General features: G+C 73.1%; 17 protein-coding genes and 1 pseudogene. 8 read left to right on the forward strand and 10 right to left on the reverse strand.

What is annotated here, in order from left to right:
* Positions 1-103: 103 nt before the first annotated feature.
* Positions 104-949: a GNAT family N-acetyltransferase gene (locus tag AB0J33_RS19375; RefSeq protein WP_363615387.1), complete on the forward strand. Its 846-nt coding sequence runs from the start codon at positions 104-106 to the stop codon at positions 947-949.
* A gap of 18 nt (positions 950-967) precedes the next feature.
* On the opposite strand, the gene AB0J33_RS19380 is transcribed toward AB0J33_RS19375, so the two are convergent.
* Positions 968-2,155, reverse strand: a complete 1,188-nt coding sequence (locus AB0J33_RS19380) for an NAD(P)/FAD-dependent oxidoreductase (RefSeq protein ID WP_363615389.1) — start codon at positions 2,153-2,155, stop codon at positions 968-970.
* Positions 2,156-2,170: 15 nt separating this feature from the next.
* Positions 2,171-3,358 (reverse strand): prolipoprotein diacylglyceryl transferase, encoded by a 1,188-nt coding sequence (lgt, locus tag AB0J33_RS19385; protein WP_363615391.1) that lies wholly within the window; start codon positions 3,356-3,358, stop codon positions 2,171-2,173.
* Positions 3,359-3,460: 102 nt separating this feature from the next.
* Between lgt and AB0J33_RS19390 the strand changes: the two genes are divergently transcribed.
* A complete protein-coding gene (locus tag AB0J33_RS19390; RefSeq protein WP_363615393.1) occupies positions 3,461-4,003 on the forward strand; it encodes an NUDIX hydrolase in 543 nt (180 codons plus the stop codon).
* 180 nt (positions 4,004-4,183) lie between these two features.
* Here AB0J33_RS19390 and trpA read toward each other — a convergent pair whose 3' ends face one another.
* The 3 genes from trpA to trpC are packed head-to-tail and all read right to left on the reverse strand — an operon-like array spanning position 4,184 to position 7,071.
* The gene (gene trpA / locus AB0J33_RS19395; protein WP_363615395.1) at positions 4,184-4,987 is read right to left on the reverse strand and encodes a tryptophan synthase subunit alpha; all 804 of its coding nucleotides are present in this window, start codon (positions 4,985-4,987) and stop codon (positions 4,184-4,186) included.
* 1 nt (position 4,988) lies between these two features.
* Positions 4,989-6,227, reverse strand: a complete 1,239-nt coding sequence (gene trpB / locus AB0J33_RS19400) for a tryptophan synthase subunit beta (protein WP_363615397.1) — start codon at positions 6,225-6,227, stop codon at positions 4,989-4,991.
* Between the two features lie 40 nt (positions 6,228-6,267).
* Positions 6,268-7,071: an indole-3-glycerol phosphate synthase TrpC gene (trpC, locus tag AB0J33_RS19405; protein ID WP_030334428.1), complete on the reverse strand. Its 804-nt coding sequence runs from the start codon at positions 7,069-7,071 to the stop codon at positions 6,268-6,270.
* Between the two features lie 487 nt (positions 7,072-7,558).
* Between trpC and AB0J33_RS19410 the strand changes: the two genes are divergently transcribed.
* On the forward strand, positions 7,559-7,828 hold the full coding sequence (locus tag AB0J33_RS19410) for a hypothetical protein (RefSeq protein ID WP_363615399.1): 270 nt from the start codon (positions 7,559-7,561) through the stop codon (positions 7,826-7,828).
* A gap of 25 nt (positions 7,829-7,853) precedes the next feature.
* Here the strand turns inward: AB0J33_RS19410 and AB0J33_RS19415 are convergent, their stop codons facing one another.
* From AB0J33_RS19415 to AB0J33_RS19430, 4 genes and pseudogenes are all read right to left on the reverse strand, one after another.
* Entirely contained in the window at positions 7,854-8,444 is a 591-nt protein-coding gene (locus AB0J33_RS19415) for a Trp biosynthesis-associated membrane protein (RefSeq protein WP_363615401.1), read from the reverse strand.
* Positions 8,445-8,558: 114 nt separating this feature from the next.
* A complete protein-coding gene (locus tag AB0J33_RS19420; protein WP_363615402.1) occupies positions 8,559-10,112 on the reverse strand; it encodes an anthranilate synthase component I in 1,554 nt (517 codons plus the stop codon).
* Positions 10,105-10,548 carry a phosphoribosyl-AMP cyclohydrolase gene (gene hisI, locus AB0J33_RS19425; protein ID WP_363615565.1) on the reverse strand — a complete coding sequence of 148 codons (444 nt, stop codon included), beginning with the start codon at positions 10,546-10,548 and terminating at the stop codon, positions 10,105-10,107. The genes AB0J33_RS19420 and hisI overlap by 8 nt, the downstream gene beginning before the upstream one ends.
* Before the next feature lie 339 nt (positions 10,549-10,887).
* Positions 10,888-11,172 (reverse strand): annotated as a pseudogene (locus AB0J33_RS19430) (phosphoribosyl-AMP cyclohydrolase); the annotation flags it as partial.
* A gap of 597 nt (positions 11,173-11,769) precedes the next feature.
* On the opposite strand from AB0J33_RS19430, the gene AB0J33_RS19435 reads away from it, so the two are divergent.
* The 3 genes from AB0J33_RS19435 (at position 11,770) to AB0J33_RS19445 (ending at position 13,967) form a co-directional block, all read left to right on the forward strand.
* On the forward strand, positions 11,770-12,522 hold the full coding sequence (locus AB0J33_RS19435; protein ID WP_363615403.1) for an ABC transporter ATP-binding protein: 753 nt from the start codon (positions 11,770-11,772) through the stop codon (positions 12,520-12,522).
* Positions 12,519-13,274, forward strand: coding sequence for an ABC transporter permease (locus AB0J33_RS19440; protein WP_363615404.1), 756 nt, complete (start codon positions 12,519-12,521; stop codon positions 13,272-13,274). The genes AB0J33_RS19435 and AB0J33_RS19440 overlap by 4 nt, the downstream gene beginning before the upstream one ends.
* A gap of 96 nt (positions 13,275-13,370) precedes the next feature.
* Positions 13,371-13,967, forward strand: a complete 597-nt coding sequence (locus tag AB0J33_RS19445) for a TetR family transcriptional regulator (RefSeq protein WP_363615405.1) — start codon at positions 13,371-13,373, stop codon at positions 13,965-13,967.
* Positions 13,968-14,034: 67 nt separating this feature from the next.
* On the opposite strand, the gene AB0J33_RS19450 is transcribed toward AB0J33_RS19445, so the two are convergent.
* Positions 14,035-14,691 (reverse strand): TetR/AcrR family transcriptional regulator, encoded by a 657-nt coding sequence (locus AB0J33_RS19450; protein ID WP_363615406.1) that lies wholly within the window; start codon positions 14,689-14,691, stop codon positions 14,035-14,037.
* Positions 14,692-14,749: 58 nt separating this feature from the next.
* Here AB0J33_RS19450 and AB0J33_RS19455 point away from each other — a divergent pair, with 58 nt between their 5' ends.
* Together AB0J33_RS19455 and AB0J33_RS19460 are read left to right on the forward strand one after the other, a co-directional pair.
* On the forward strand, positions 14,750-15,580 hold the full coding sequence (locus tag AB0J33_RS19455) for an SDR family NAD(P)-dependent oxidoreductase (protein ID WP_363615407.1): 831 nt from the start codon (positions 14,750-14,752) through the stop codon (positions 15,578-15,580).
* 65 nt (positions 15,581-15,645) lie between these two features.
* Complete coding sequence (locus AB0J33_RS19460) at positions 15,646-15,969, forward strand: nuclear transport factor 2 family protein (RefSeq protein WP_363615408.1); 324 nt, start codon at positions 15,646-15,648, stop codon at positions 15,967-15,969.
* Positions 15,970-15,980 lie beyond the last annotated feature (11 nt).

A 15,980-nucleotide genomic window follows, 5' to 3' on the forward strand; every position in this document is an offset into this window, starting at 1 on the left:
GACGTCGGCCCGTGGGTCTATTGAGTCTACGTTAGGGCTGCGGTCGCACGGCCACCCGAGATTGATCACACCGTCCACAGGTTGGGACGTGTAGTCTCGCGCGGTGGATCCGCTAAACAAGGACATCTTCGACCGGTTGGAACGCTTCTACGACGCGGTGCCCCGCGACGGCGCCACCGCGGAGGAGCATGGCGGTCTGGTGCTGTTCGTCCGCGAGGGTGTCGGCTGGCCGTTCTACGCCCGTCCGCTGATCGGCGCCACCGAGCCGCCGTCGCTGGCCGACGTGACCTCGGTACGCGAGCGGCAGCGGAAGCTGGGCCTGCCGGAAGCCTTGGAGTGGGTGCACGAGACCACCCCCGAGCTACTGGCGGTGGCCCGTTCGGCGGGGCTGAGCGTGCTGGAGGCACCGCTGATGGTGCTCGACCCGAACGCGCTGCCCGACCCGGCGACGCTGTCCGACGCGGCGGTGCGGGTGCTGACGGCGGACTCCCCCGACTTCGCCGCGGACGTGGCGGCCCGGCGGGCGGTCGCGGCGGTGTCGTTCGCCGCGGCCGGCACCGCGCCCGGCGAGGCCGGCCCCGCCGAACGCGACGCCGCCGTCACCGAACTCGAACTGGCCGCGCTCGACGAGGAGCGCGCCCGGATCGCCGACGGTCGACGCATCTCCGCGCTGGCCGGCACCCCGACCGAGGGCGCGCTGGCCAGCGGCATGGCGATGCGGGTGGACGACGTTGCCGAGATCGCCGGCGTGGCCACGCTGCCGTCCGCCCGGCGGCGCGGGCTGGGCGCCGCGCTCACCGCCACTCTCGCCCGGGAACTGCTGGCGGCCGGCACCGACCTGGTCTTCCTCTCCGCCGGCAGCGAGGAGATCGCCCGGGTCTACCTGCGGGTCGGCTTCCGCCGAATCGGCACCGCCTGCATAGCTGAACCCGCAGCCCTCATCCCCTGACCTGTCCGCCGACCCGGGTCAGGTTGGGGGGCGCCACTGGGCGGCGGAGGCCGCGGCGCTGGAGAGCAGGCGCGCGTTGATCGTGCCCAGTGCGGCGTCGCGGGCACGCAGCGCCAACCGGCCCCGGGTCTGCAGCACCGCCGACATCCGCCGGGTCTGCCGGACCACGGTCGCGGCCCGGGGGCGGCGCACCCGGTCGTACGCCTGAACGGCGTCGGGCAGCCGGGCCTCCCGGAGCAGGGACGCGAGGGTGGCGGCGTCCTCGAACGCGAGGCAGGCGCCCTGCCCGAGGTGCGGCGGCATGGCGTGCGCCGCGTCGCCGAGCAGCACCACCCCGCCGGGCCCGACCGGGAAGCCGTACGCGCGGGGCAGCGGGCGCAGCTCGCGGACCTCCTGTTGCACCAGGTCGGTTGGGTCGGTGGCGTCGAGCAGCGCGCCGATCGGTGAGGGCCAACCCGCGTACCAGCGGCGCAGCAGGGCAAGCTGCGTCTCCGGTGGTTCCGGGCGCGGCGCGCCGGCCGCGGTGGCCACCCAGTAGATGCCACCCCGGGTGGACCCGCCCGAGGAACCGCGTTCGCCCAGCGAGGCGGCCACGAACCGGTAGCCGGCGCCGAGGATCTCACCGGCCAGCGGCTGGTCGTCCGGTAGTCGGGGCGCCTGGTACCAGGGAATGACGGCCCGCCAGGCGGCGCACCCGGAGCTGACCACCCGGGACTCGGGTGCGAGTTGGCGGCGGATGCCGCTGTCCGTGCCGTCGGCCGCGACCACCAGATCGGCCTCGATGGTGTGCCGTCCGTCGCTGACTCCCGGCCGCTCGCCCGGCTCGACGCGGACGTGGCGCACGGTCACTCCGGTACGCAGTTCGACCCGGTCGCCGAGGCCGGCGATCAGCGCGTCGTGCAGATCCTCACGGTGCACCACCACCGGCATCCGGTCGGCCGGAACAGGTCGGGGCTGTACGAGCCAGTGCCCGTCCGGACGACGGACCCCGCCGTCGGGCAGCGGAGTGGCGATGGCGGCCAGGCCCGCGCCGAGACCCAGGGCCTGTAACGCGCGGACGCCGTTGGGCCAGAGCACCACGGCGGTCGGCTCGGGACGGACCCGTTCGGCGCGTTCCAACAGGGTGACCTGCCAACCGGACCGGGCCAGCGCGCCGGCCACCGCGAGGCCACCGACCCCTGCGCCGACCACCACCGCGCTTCGCATCGGTGCCGCCTCCGCTCAGCTGTCCCGGTCGGCGGGACGCGCGCCCGTGGCGTCGGCCCGGTCGGTGCGGGAGGCGGATGCCTGCTCCGCCGGCTCGTCGTCGTCGCGTGACCCGGGGTCGACGGGCGCCACGGCCTCGGACGGCTCGCCGTCATCGGGTCGGGTGTCCTCGTCGGTCGCCGGCTCCGGCGGTACGACGCCGGTGTCCTGCCAGGCGGCGTACTGCTCCTCACTGACCACCCGGTAGCCCTCCGGCGCGGCCGCCCGCGTGGGGGTCTCCCGCTCGGAGAGGTCGACCTGGGACAGGTCGGACGCGGGAGGCGGGGTCGTCGCCGCCGCGCCGAGTGGGATCAGGTAGTCCCGAGGGCCACGCACCCGCACGAAGTAGATCAGCGCGCCGAGGAAGACCAGGGCAGCGGTCCAGACGTTGAGCCGGACGCCGAGGATCTGGTTGGCCTCGTCGGTGCGCATCAGCTCGATCCAGAACCGGCCGGCGGTGTAGCCCATGACGTAGAGCGCGAACGCCCGGCCCCGGCCCAGCTTGAATCGGCGGTCGAGGACGAGGACCAGGGCGACGACGCCGAGGTTCCACAGCGCCTCGTAGAGGAAGGTCGGCTGGTAGAGACCCGGCTCGAGAATCGGCTGTCCGGCGTCGTCGCGGAGCGCGTGCCCGGGGTTGTCCGGGTCCATCCGATGGATCTCCAGACCCCACGGCAGGGTGGTCCGGCCACCGAAGAGCTCGTTGTTGAACCAGTTGCCGATCCGGCCGACCGCCTGGGCCAGCGGCAGCCCGGGGGCCAGCGCGTCGGCCACCACGCTCAACGGAATGCCGAGCTGACGGGCGGCGATCCAGGCGCCGACTGCGCCACCGGCGACCGCGCCCCAGATGCCGAGGCCGCCCTCCCAGATCGCGAACGCCTTCATCGGGTCCCCGCCGGCGCCGAAGTATTTCTCCGGCGAGGTCACCACGTGGTAGATCCGGGCGCCGATGATGCCCGCGGGCACCGCCCAGACGGCGATGTCGAGCGTCGCGCCGGGCGCGACGCCGCGTTGCCGCAGCCGACGCTCCGTCACCCAGCAGGCCAGCACGATGCCGGCGATGATGCAGAGCGCGTACGCCCGGATCGGCACCGGCCCGAGCTGCCAGACCGCGGTGCTGGGACTGGGCAGGGCCGCCTGGGGGGACAGCGAGGCGAGGGTCACGGGTGCACACGCTACCGCTGCACACCCCCGCAGCGGCACCCCGGGCCGTTGGAGTCCGCTTCTCGATGACTTCTGGTTTGCACCGCCGTAGGCTCTTTGTCCATGAGCGCGCTCACCTGGGCGGTCGCCGCCGTCGTCAGCGACGACTCCGGTCGGGTGCTGCTCTGCCAGCAGGGCCGGGGTCCGCGCCGGTACGCGTTGCCCGGCGGGCGGCTGCGCCCGGCGGAGAGCCCGGTGCGGGCGGCCCTACGGGACATCCGCGCGGAGACCGGCTGGGACATCGAGGTGGTCGACCTGGTCGGCGTCTACCACCTGACCGGCCCTGTGGGGGAAACCCCGGCCGGCCGCGCCGGGCCGCTGCCGGACGTGCTCGTACACGTGTTCCGGGCCCGCGGGGTCGGGGTTCGGCCCGCCGCCGACCCACCGCCGAACTGCCGGTTGTCCTGGCACGCCCCCGACGCGCTGCCCGAGGCGGTCACCCCGCTCACCCGGGCCGCCGTCGCCGACGCCCGCGCCAGCCGTTCCGGCGTCCTCCTGGAGGTGCGCCGGACGCCCACCACCGTCGACAGCGTGCCGCTGCTCCCGGGGGCGGGGCAGCCACCGGAGCAACGCGGCGAGGCCGCGGAGACGTCCCTGCACCCCTGACGCAGGCGGTGAACGGTCCCGACCTCCGCCGACGGCCGCGGGCACCCTCGGTCGCGAGGTCACACGTGCGTGTGAGCGGTATACCTGTGGGTCATATATATGACCCACAGGTATACCGCTCAACAGACACACATGCCCCGAGCACCGCGGCGTAAGTGCCGAGGGGCCGGCGGGACGGGCTCAGCGGACGGGGTTGCGGACGCCCTCGGCCAGCTCGGCGCTGAGCGTACGCAGGGCGGCCAGCCCGTCGGCCTCGGTGGGCGCGTCGAGCACGCACCGGACCAGCGCGCTGCCCACGATCACACCGTCGGCGTAGCCGGCGACGGTGCCGGCCTGCGCCCCGGTGCCCACGCCGAGTCCCACACCGATCGGCAGGTCGGTGACCGCGCGGGCCCGGGAGACCAACGTCGGGGCGGCGTCGGAGGTACGCGCCCGGGCACCGGTCACCCCCATCACCGCGGTCGCGTAGACGAAACCTCGGCAGTGCCGCACCGTCATCGCCAGCCGGGCGTCGGTGGACGACGGCGAGACCAGGAAGGTGCGGTCCAGCCCGTGCGCGTCCGAGGCGGCCAGCCACTCGTCGGCCTCGTCCGGAATGAGGTCCGGGGTGATCAGGCCGGTGCCACCGGCGGAGGCGAGGTCACGGGCGAACACGTCCACGCCGTACCGCTCGACCGGGTTCCAGTAGGTCATGGTGACCACCGGCGCGCCGGTGGCCGCCACCGCCTCGATGATGCGCATCGTGTCCGCGGTGCGTACGCCCCCGGCCAGCGCGATGTCACTGGCCTGCTGGATCACCGGCCCGTCCATCACCGGGTCGGAGTAGGGGATCTCCACCTCGATGACGTCGACGCCGGCTTCGACCATGGCGGTCATCGCGGCGATGCTGCCCTCGACGGTGGGGAAACCGGCCGGCATGCAACCGACCAGCAGGGCCCGTCCGTCGGCGCGGGCCTTGTCGAAGGCCACCCCGATCCGGCTCATCTCACCGCTCCTTGTCGAGGATGCCGAAGTAGTCGCCGGCGGTGTGCACGTCCTTGTCGCCCCGCCCGGAGAGGTTGACCACGATGGTGGGCTCCCGGCCCAGCTCCGCGGCGAGCTTCGGGGCCAGCGCGACGGTGCCGGCCAGCGCGTGTGCGCTCTCGATCGCCGGGATGATGCCCTCGGTGCGGCAGAGCAGCTCGAACGCGGCCATCGCCTCGTCGTCGGTGACCGGCAGGTAGCTCGCCCGGCCGGTGTCGTGCAGCCACGCGTGCTCCGGCCCGACGCCCGGGTAGTCCAGGCCGGCGGAGATCGAGTGCGACTCCAGGGTCTGCCCGTCGGCGTCCTGCAACACGAAGGTGCGGGTGCCGTGCAGCACCCCGGTGGACCCGCCGGTGATGCTCGCCGCGTGCCGACCGGTGGCCACCCCGTCGCCGCCGGCCTCGAAGCCGTACAGCCGCACGGTCTCGTCACCCACGAACGCGTGGAAGATGCCGAGCGCGTTGGAGCCACCGCCGACGCAGGCGGTGACCGCGTCCGGCAGCTCGCCGGTGAGGTCCAGGCACTGCTGGCGGGCCTCGTCACCGATGCCCCGAACGAAGTCGCGGACCATCGCCGGGAACGGGTGCGGGCCGGCGGCCGTGCCGATCAGGTAGTGCGTCTCGTCGACGTTGGCCACCCAGTCGCGCATCGCCTCGTTCATCGCGTCCTTGAGCGTGCGCGAACCGTTGGTGACCGGGACGACGGTGGCGCCGAGCATCCGCATCCGGGCCACGTTGAGCGCCTGCCGCTCCGTGTCGACCTGGCCCATGTAGACCACGCACTCCAGGTCGAACAGGGCGGCGGCGGTCGCGGTGGCCACACCGTGCTGGCCGGCACCGGTCTCGGCGATCACCCGGGTCTTGCCCATCCGCTTGGTGAGCAGCGCCTGGCCCAGCACGTTGCGTACCTTGTGCGCACCCGTGTGGTTGAGGTCCTCCCGCTTCAGCAGCACCCGCGCCCCGACCTTCGCGGAGAACCGCCGGGCCTCGTAGAGCAACGACGGCGTGCCGGCGTAGTCACGTAGCAGCGCACCGAACTCGGCCCGGAAGGACTCGTCCGCGATCGCCGTGCGCCAGGCCCCGTCGAGCTCGTCCAGCGCGGCCACCAGGGCCTCGGGAACGAACCGACCGCCGAAGCGGCCGAAGTGGCCGGCGGAGTCGGGCTGCGGGCCGGCCACCGGGGCCAGCGCGTCGGCGCTCATCGGAAATCCTCTCGGTGGAGACGTCGGACCGGGCGCGGAGTCAGCGCACCGGCCGGGGCGTTGCCGGGTGGTTGCCGGCGTTGACCAACTCGGCGACCGCCTCGCGGGGGCTCTTCTGGGTGACCAGGCCCTCGCCCACGAGGACCGCGTCGGCGCCCGCGGAGGCGTACCGGATCAGGTCGTGCGGACCGCGAACGCCAGACTCGGCGATCTTGACGACGCTGCTGGGCAGGCCGGGCGCGATCCGCTCGAACACCGACCGGTCGACCTCCAGGGTACGCAGGTCACGGGCGTTGACCCCGATCACCTGCGCGCCGGCCTCCAACGCACGGTCGGCCTCTTCCTCGTCGTGCACCTCGACCAGAGCGGTCATGCCCAGCGACTCGATCCGCTCCAGCAGGCCCATCAGGACGTTCTGTTCGAGTGCGGCGACGATCAGCAGAACCAGGTCGGCGCCGTGCGCGCGCGCCTCGTGGATCTGGTAGCTGGAGACCACGAAGTCCTTGCGCAGCACCGGCACGGTGACCGCGGCCCGGACGGCCGCCAGGTCGTCAAGCGACCCGCCGAACCAGCGCCCCTCGGTCAGCACGCTGATCGCCCGCGCCCCGCCGGCCGCGTAGTCGACCGCGAGGTCGGCCGGGTCGGCGATCTCGGCCAACCGACCCTTGGACGGCGACGAGCGCTTCACCTCGGCGATCACGGCCACGCCAGGCTTGCGCAGTGCCGCGTACGCGTCCATGGGCGGCGGCGCCGCCGCTGCCAGTTCACGGATCCGCTCCAGCGGAACCTGCTCCTGGCGGCGGGCCACGTCCTCACGGACCCCAGCCAGGATCTCGTCGAGCACGCTTACGGACGCTGCCTGGCCGGCGTCGTCCCCCTCCGCGTGCGCATGCTCAGCAGTCACCAACGGACTCCCCTCTCCGGGCGTCATGGGCCGATGCTAGGGGCAGCCGACCGACGCCGAATGCCGGGGGTATGGCGCGGCTCACGAAAAGGGCTGCGGCATAATGGCCGACTTGCCGTGAACGGGTTGTCACGCAGCGCCACCTCCGGTATCGACCACCGTCACGCGGTATGGCGCCTGACGGCCCCGGTCAGACCGGGCCGATCCATCGATCATGCCACCACTTGCCGCTCCGCGCCCGGCGCCAACGACACCGGTCGATGTTGTGAGCAAGCTCAAGGCCGAACGGACGGCCCCTGGTCACGGCCGAGGCGAGACAGTTGACCGGGCGGTCACCGCGGCGAAACGTCGGCCGGCGAGCATCGTCCTCGGGCAGACTCGATGACGCGCCTGCCCCGACCGTCGCAACTCCTCGTGCGAGGTGACCATGAGCATTTCCGAGCCGCACCCGACCATCGGACTGACCACCATCTCGCGGACGGTGGCGTCGCTCGCCGTCGGAGTGGTGCACACCGTGGAACGGGCCGTGGTGGGTGAGGGACGGGTGCGAACCGCGCGGGGCAACGCCTGGGAGGCGGTCTGCGCCGACCGGGCCCGCGCCGACCAGCGCGCCGAGCTGAACCGCCTGGTGGCCGAGCTGACCGCCGCCCGCGCCGCGAGTCGCCGCGCCCAACGGGATCGCCAACCGGTCGGCTGACACCGCGCCGGGCACGGCGAGCGCGTCAGTCGGCCGTCGGGTCCTCGCCCCGATCCAGCGCGTCCCACGCCTCGGTGGTCCGCCGCCCCGCCAACGGCGTCGGCGCTCCGGCCGGGCCGTCCTGGGCCGACGGGGCCTGTGGAGCAGTGCGCGCCGGACGCTCGTACCGTGCGCCCATCGCCGGCCAGTCGCCGCCGCGCCACGCCGTCCACCAGCCGCCCAGCGCGGCCAGCACACCACCGAGCAGGCACAACGCCGGCCACTGCCGGCTCACCGAGCCGCTCACCTCGGCGACCAGCCCATACCCGCCACCGGCCGCCACAGCCAGACCGAGCGCGCCGAGCAGCACACCGAGCACCCGCCGCACCCGGCCCCGGGTCGCCAACACCGCACCGCCCCCGGCCAAACTCACCAGGGCCAACGCCGGCAGCCAGGGCAGCAGGCTCGCGCCGCTGCGGGCGTCGCGCACCGGCGGCAGCGGCGCCGGACGTAGCGTCAACTCCACCGACCAGTCGCGCGTCGCCGCCCACAGCGCCAGACCCGCGCCGGCCAGGCAGAGCACCACGGCGTACGCCAACGCGCGCCGGCCGACCACGGACCGCTCCCCGCCGCTCACCGACCGCACCCTTCGTTCGCGACTGCGAGGCTCCGCTGCGCTGCACTCCTCGCGCTCACCGAACTGCCCTTCCGTTCGCGACTGCGGGGCTCCGCTGCGCTGCACTCCTCGCGCTCACCGAGCCGGCCGGAGCGTTTCGGCGGCCGCGATCGCGGCCAACACGGCCGCGGCCTTGTTCCGCGTCTCCTGGTCCTCGGCGGCCGGGTCCGAGTCGGCCACCACGCCCGCCCCGGCCTGTACGTAGGCACGACCCTCGCGCATGAGCGCGGTCCGGATGGCGATCGCCATGTCCAGGTCGCCACCGAAACCGAAGTAGCCGACCGTGCCGCCGTAGAGGCCACGTCGGACCGGCTCCAACTCCTCGATGATCTCCATGGCGCGCACCTTGGGCGCGCCGGAGAGCGTGCCGGCCGGGAAGGTCGCGGCGAGCGCGTCGAAGGCGGTCTGGTCGTCACGCAGCGTGCCGGTGACGGTGGAGACGATGTGCATGACGTGGCTGTACCGCTCGATCGTGGCGAACTCGGGCACCTCCACGCTGCCGGGCTGACAGACCCGACCAAGGTCGTTGCGGCCAAGGTCGACGAGCATCACGTGCTCGGCCCGTTCCTTCGGGTCGGCGAGCAGCTCGGCGGCGAGCGCGGCGTCCGCGGCGGGGGTGCCGCCCCGCGGCCGGGTGCCGGCGATCGGGTGCAGCAACGCCCGACGCCGCCCGTCCGCCGCCCCGGTGACCTTCAGGTGCGCCTCCGGGGACGAGCCGACGATGTCGAACCCGTCGAAGCGCAGCAGGTACATGTACGGGCTGGGATTGCTGGTACGCAGCACCCGGTAGACGTCCAGCGGGTCGGCGTGGGTCGACCGCTCGAACCGCTGGGAGAGAACGATCTGGAAGCACTCGCCGGCCCGGATCGCCTCCTTGGCAGCCTCCACCGCCTTCGGATAGCCGCCCTCGGGCGTACGGCAGAGCACCTCGCCCGTCGGCGGACGCTCGACGGTGGAGATCATCGGCGGGATGGGCCGGGACAACGCCGTGGTCATCGCGTCCAACCGGCCCACCGCGTGGTGGTACGCGGCGGCGACCTGCGGGGCGCGGTCCGGGGCGTCCATCGGCGGCAGCACCGCGTTGGCGACCAGGATCGCCGAACCGTCGTAGTGGTCGAGCACCACCAGATCGGTGGCGAGCATCATGCCCAGCTCCGGAACGCCCAGGTCGTCCTCGGTCAGGTCGGGCAGCCGCTCGAACCGCCGGATCAGGTCGTAGCCGAGGAAACCGACCATGCCCCCGGTCAACGGGGGCAACCCGTCGGACGGGTCCCCGACCGGGCCGGCCAGCGCCGCCACCGTCTCCCGCAGCATCCGCACCGGGTCACCCTCGGCGGGCAGCCCGGTCGGCGGCTGGCCGAGCCAGGTCGCCACACCGTCGCGCTCGATGAGGGTCGCGCTGCTACGCACGCCGATGAACGAGTACCGCGACCAGGCCATGCCCGCCGAGCCGACACCCTGCTCGGCCGATTCCAGCAGGAACGTGCCCGGCCCGCCGGCCAGCTTCCGGTAGACGCCGACCGGCGTCTCCGCGTCGGCCAGCAGCCGCCGGGTCACCGGCACCACCCGCCAGTCGGCCGCCAGCTCGGTGAACGTGGCCAGGTCGGGGCTGAGGGCGCCGTCAGTCATGGCCGTTCCCGCCTTTCGTTCCGGTGACGGGCAGTTCGGTGAAGAAGCACGTCCGGTGGCCGGTGTGGCAGGCGGCGCCGACCTGGTCCACGCTGACCAGCAGCGCGTCGCCGTCGCAGTCCAGGGCGACCGACCGGACGTACTGGTGGTGCCCCGAGGTGGCGCCCTTGACCCAGTATTCGCGTCGGCTGCGCGACCAGTAGGTGGCCCGGCCGGTGGTGAGGGTGCGGTGCAACGCCTCGTCGTCCATCCAGGCGACCATCAGCACCTCACCGGAGTCGTGCGCGCGGACCACGGCGGCGACCAGACCGTCGGCGGTGCGGCGCAGCCGGGCCGCGATGGCCGGGTCGAGCCGGGAGGGGCGGGCCGGCGCGGGCGCGGCCAGCTCGTTCGGATCGCTGGGGACGCCGGTCACCGGCGGGTCAGGTACGGGCACAGTCACCAATTCTCCCGCACGCGGCGCGGGCACCGCCGACCGCTCCCGCCCGGGCTGCGGCGCGGGCCCCGCAAGCCACGTCTGCGGTACGGGACCCGCGGCCCACGCCTGCTGCGCAGGCCCCGCGGCCCACGTCTGCGGCGCGGGACCCGCGGCCCAGGGCTGCGGCGCGGGACCCGCGGCCCAGGGCTGCGGTGGCTCCGAGGGCCGGGGGCGCGGCGAGGGCCGGGCCGGCCGGGCCAACTGAGCGACGTAGCGGTCCAGCCGGCCGTCGACCAGGGCGGCGGCCAGGTCCGCTCCGGCCGTGTCGGCGATCTCCTCGGCGTACGGCCGGATCAACGGCAACGTGCCGGCGGCCAGCCGGACGGCGGCGGCCCAGAGCTGCCCGGTGGCGCCCGGACGTAGCCCGAGGCAGAGCAGCATGTCCGTCCGGTAGCCGGGTGGGGCCACCGGCAGTTCCAGGGCCGCCGCGAAGGCCGCCCGGCGGGAGTGGACCCGCACGGAGGGGTTGGCCGGCCGCAGCACCGAGGGGCAGAGCCGGGCCAGGTCGGCGACGGCGAGCCGGACCCCGAGTCGGTCGTTGGCGGCGCGGGCGGCGGCGGCCTTACCCAGCGTGGCGATCATCTCTTCGAGTCGGGGTGGTTCGGCGGGCTGACAGAGCACCGGCAGGTCGATTCGGGGTCGCCAGTGCGGGTCGGCCCACAACAGCCGGGCCGGCGCGGTGACCGGCAGCCCGAACGCCCAGTCGGCCGGTTCGCCGAGTCGGTGCACCCAGGACCGGACGTCCCGGGCGGCCACCGAAACGTGGGTGACCTGGCCCGCCGACTCGGCGAGGTACGCACGTCGGGCCGCGTACGGGGCGCCGCCGACCAACACGTCGAGGTCGACGTCGCTGTGTGCGGTGGCGGCGCGGCGGGCGTGGCTGCCGCGCAACAGGATGCCGACGACCGGCCGCTCGGCGGCCTGCCGCAACCGCGCGGCCCAATCCTCGAGAAAACCGCTATCCGGTAACGGAGCGTGACCCACCGCGCAATCGTGCCGCACGTCCGATCGGTACGCAATGCCCGTTGGCGGACTTCGTGTCCGGTCCGGAGCCTACTGCCCGTTCTTGCGCTCCGTGCCACGGTCGGCGGGCGGCCCGCGCCCACCGCCGTTGCGCCCGGAACAGTATTTCATCTACCGTTGAGTTCAACGGATGATGAGTTTTTGTGGAGGTGCATGATGGACGATGCGATAGCCGTCCGCGACCTGGTCGTCGACCGGGGCGGACGGCGGGTGCTGGACGGCATCAGCTGCCAGGTTCCTCGTGGCGCCGTCACCGGGCTGCTCGGCCCGAGCGGCAGCGGCAAGACCACGTTCATGCGGGCGGTGGTCGGGGTGCAGGTGGTCAGAGCCGGCACGGTCACCGTGCTCGGCCAACCGGCGGGCACCCCCGCGCTGCGACACCGGGTGGGCTACCTGACCCAGGCGCCGAGCGTCTACGCCGACCTGACCGTCCGGGAGAACGCCCGCTACTTCGCGGCCCTGTACGGGCGCGGGCGCGCGGAGGCCGACCGGGCGATCCGCGACGTCGGGCTGGCCGAGGCGGCCGGTCAACTGGTCGCCACCCTCTCCGGCGGTCAGCGCAGCCGCGCCTCACTGGCCTGCGCCCTGGTCGGGGAGCCGGAGCTGGTCATCCTCGACGAACCGACCGTCGGTCAGGACCCGGTGCTGCGGGCCGACCTGTGGGCCCGGTTCCACGCGATGGCCGCCGCCGGCACCACGCTGCTGGTGTCCAGTCACGTCATGGACGAGGCGGCGCGCTGCGACCGACTGCTGCTGATCCGTCAGGGGCGGCTGATCGCCGACGACAGCCCCGCCGCGATCCGCGCCGCCGCCGGGGTGGACGACCTCGACGAGGCGTTCCTGCGCCTCATCCGGGCCGGCGAGGCCCCCACCAGCACCGACGCGACAGCCGCACGGGAGACAGCATGAACCCGCGAATCCTCGCCGCCACCACCGGCCGCATCCTGCGTCAACTCCGGCACGACCGGCGGACCATCGCGCTGCTCGTGCTGGTGCCGGCCGTCCTGCTCACCCTGGTCTACTTCATGTACGACGACCAGCCGACCCCGCCCGGTCAACCGACCACCTTCGACCGCATCGCGCTGGTGATGCTCGGCATCTTCCCCTTCGTGATCATGTTTCTGGTCACCAGCATCGCCATGCTCCGGGAACGCACCTCCGGCACGCTGGAGCGGCTGCTCACCACACCGCTGGGCAAGCTCGATCTGCTCTTCGGCTACGGCATCGCCTTCGGGCTGGCCGCCGCCGTCCAGGCCGCCGTCGCCGCCACCGTGGCGTACTGGATCTTCGGTCTGGAGACCGCCGGCAGCATCGGGTTGGTGATCGGGATCGCCGTGCTCGACGCGGTGCTCGGCGTCGCCCTCGGGCTGCTGTGCAGCGCCTTCGCGCGCACCGAGTTCCAGGCAGTACAGTTCCTGCCAGTCGTGGTCGTCCCTCAACTGCTGCTCTGCGGGTTGTTCGTGGCCCGCGACCAGATGGCCGGCTGGCTCCAGGCGCTCAGCGACGCCTTCCCCCTGTCGTACGCCATCGAGGCGTTGCAGGAGGTCGGCGCCCACGCCGAGCCGACCGGCCGGATGTGGCGGGACGTGGTGGTGGTGCTCGGCGCGGTGGTGCTGGCGCTGGTGCTCGCGGCGGCCACCCTGCGTCGGCGCAGCGGCTGACCGCCAGCGCCGGGGGCGGTGGCCAGCGCGGCAGCTGACCTCGTCGTGGGCCGGGCCGGCCCACGACGAGCCCAGGCGGACGAACGAAGGGTGGCGATGACGCGGCGGACCGGCCGGCGACCCGGCAAACCGGGCACCCGGGAGGCGATTCTCGACGCGGCGCGGACGGCGTTCGCCGAGCGTGGCTTCGACGCCGCGTCGATCCGGGCCATCGCCGGCACCGCGGAGGTCGATCCGGCGCTGGTGCACCACTATTTCGGCAGCAAGGACCAGCTCTTCCTGGCCGCGATGAACTTTCCCGTCGACCCCGGTCAGCTGGTGCCGAAGGTGCTCGCCGGTGGCCGCGACGCCGCCGGGGAGCGGATGGTGCGCATCTTCCTCGGCATCTGGGACTCCCCGACCGGCAGCGCCGCCCAGGCGCTGCTGCGCTCGGCGGTGAGCAACGAGTGGACCGCGCGACTGCTGCGTGAGTTCGTCACCACCCAGCTGCTGCGCCGGGTGCTGGAGAATCTCGACGTCGATCCGGCCGAGCTGCCGCTGCGGGGTTCCCTGGTGGCGACCCAGATGATCGGCCTGGCCATGGTGCGGCACGTGGTACGCCTGGAGCCCGTCGCCTCGGCGGACCCGGAAACCCTGGTGGCCATGATCGGCCCCACGATCCAGCAGTACCTCACCGGCCCGCTACCAACCTGACCCGACGCCCCACCCACGACGGGTGGACCTCAGCCGCACCCACCCGGGGCGGCACCGGCCGTCGCGGCTAGCGGGCCAGTCGGTCCAGCAACTCGCCGAGCAGCGCGCGTTCGCCAGGGGTGAGGCCGGCCGGGTCGTTGGCGACCAGCGCACGCAAGGTCAGTGCCGCGCTCGCACGGGTCGCGGGGGCGTCGGCAGAGGGCGTGTGCAGGACTCCGGCCATCGCGGCTTCACGGACGCGTCCGGACAGCCCGAAGTCCGGCTCCGGCTGGCTGATCAGGGTGAGCGTGATGCCGACGTTGGCGGCGAGCAGCTGTTCGGCGGCGTCTTCCGCCGGCACCTTGAGCAGGCCCTGGGCGGCGGCGCCGGTGAGCCGCTCGCGAAGCGCGGCGTGCGCGGGAGCGGTGATGGCGCAGGGCTTTCCCGGCTCGGCGCGGCCGTAGAGCAACCCGTAGAACGACGGGTGCTCCAACCCGAACCGTACGTGCCTGTCCCAGCCCTCGCGCAGGTCGTTCAGCGGGTCGCCAGAGCTCTCGACCGCCGTGTACTGGGTGAAGCCGTGGTTCACCACGGCGTCGATCAGGCCCTGTTTGCTGCCGAAGTGGTGGTACAGCGTCGGGGCCTGCACCCCGGCACGTTCGCACACCGCCCTCGTGGACACCGTGCCGCCACCCTCCAGCAACTCCGCCGCGGCGAGCAGGAGTCGATCCCGTGCGTTCTGCATGTCTGCTACATTAGCTCATGTAGCGCTACATTGGCTGCTATAGCGATAGGAGAAACTCATGCGGACTTGGTTCATCACCGGTGGGACGCCCGGAGGGTTCGGCCTGACCTACGCCGAGGCTGCGCTGAAACAGGGCGATCAGGTGGTGGTGACCACTCGTCGGCCCTCTGAGCTGCGGGAATGGGCTGAACCGCACGGCGACCGCGTGCTGGTCCTCCAGGTCGACGTCACCGATGCCGAGCAGGTGCGTACGGCGGTCAAGACGGCAGAGGAGCGGTTCGGTGGGATCGACGTGCTCGTCAACAATGCGGGCCGTGGCTGGTTCGGCTCGGTCGAGGGGGCCCCCGACGAGACGATCCGCCGCACATTCGACCTCAACCTGTTCGCCGTGGTCGAGGTGATGCGGGCGGTCCTGCCAGGTATGCGGGCACGCGGTGACGGCTGGATCGTGAACATGTCGTCGGTGGCGGGCCTCGTCGGCGCCAAGGGATTCGGCTACTACTCGGCGGCGAAGTTCGCGCTCGAAGGACTGTCGGAGACACTGCGCCATGAAGTTGAGCCGTTCGGTGTGCGCGTGCTCGTCGTAGAGCCGGGAGCGTTCCGCACCAAGGCGTACGCCGGCTTCCGGAACGAGCCCGTCAACGAGAGCGTCGACGCGTACGTGCCACTGGTCGAGGGCGTCAAGGCGGCGTTCGTGGACCATGACGGCAAGCAAGAGGGCGACCCTGAACGCGGAGTGCAGGCCGTGCTCAGCGCGATGAACGCGCCCGTTGCGCCGCGGCGGATCGTGCTCGGCAGCTCTGGCTACGACGTCGTTGTTGCAATGCACGAGAACGCACTCGCGGAGCTGCGCGCGCACGAGCAGCTCTCGCGCGCGGCGGACTTCTGAGCCTGCTGCCGCAGGGACGTGCCAGGACGCGCCCGCGTCCTGGCCCCGAAAAGACCGGAGAGCAAATGGACCAGACCACCCTTCCCGAAGCTGTCGGGAAGTTCATCGCGGCCACCAACGCGCACGACGCGGATGCGCTGGCCGCGGTCTTCGGCGACGGGGCCACCGTGCGCGATGACGGAACGACCTACGCCGGCGAGGCCGAGATCCGCGACTGGATCCAGCGGCACCTGATCAACCCCAAGATCGTGATCACGCCGACCTCGTTCGCGGGCGACCGGCTGGTGGCCTCCGGCGACGGTGATTTCCCCGGCGGGCCGTTGTCCTTCGCGTTCGTGTTCGATATCAAGGACGACCGGGTCACCGACCTGGCGATCGACCCCGTCTGACCCGTCACCGG

This window comes from Micromonospora sp. NPDC049645 (assembly GCF_040675155.1).
In the GTDB taxonomy this organism is placed as follows: domain Bacteria; phylum Actinomycetota; class Actinomycetes; order Mycobacteriales; family Micromonosporaceae; genus Micromonospora.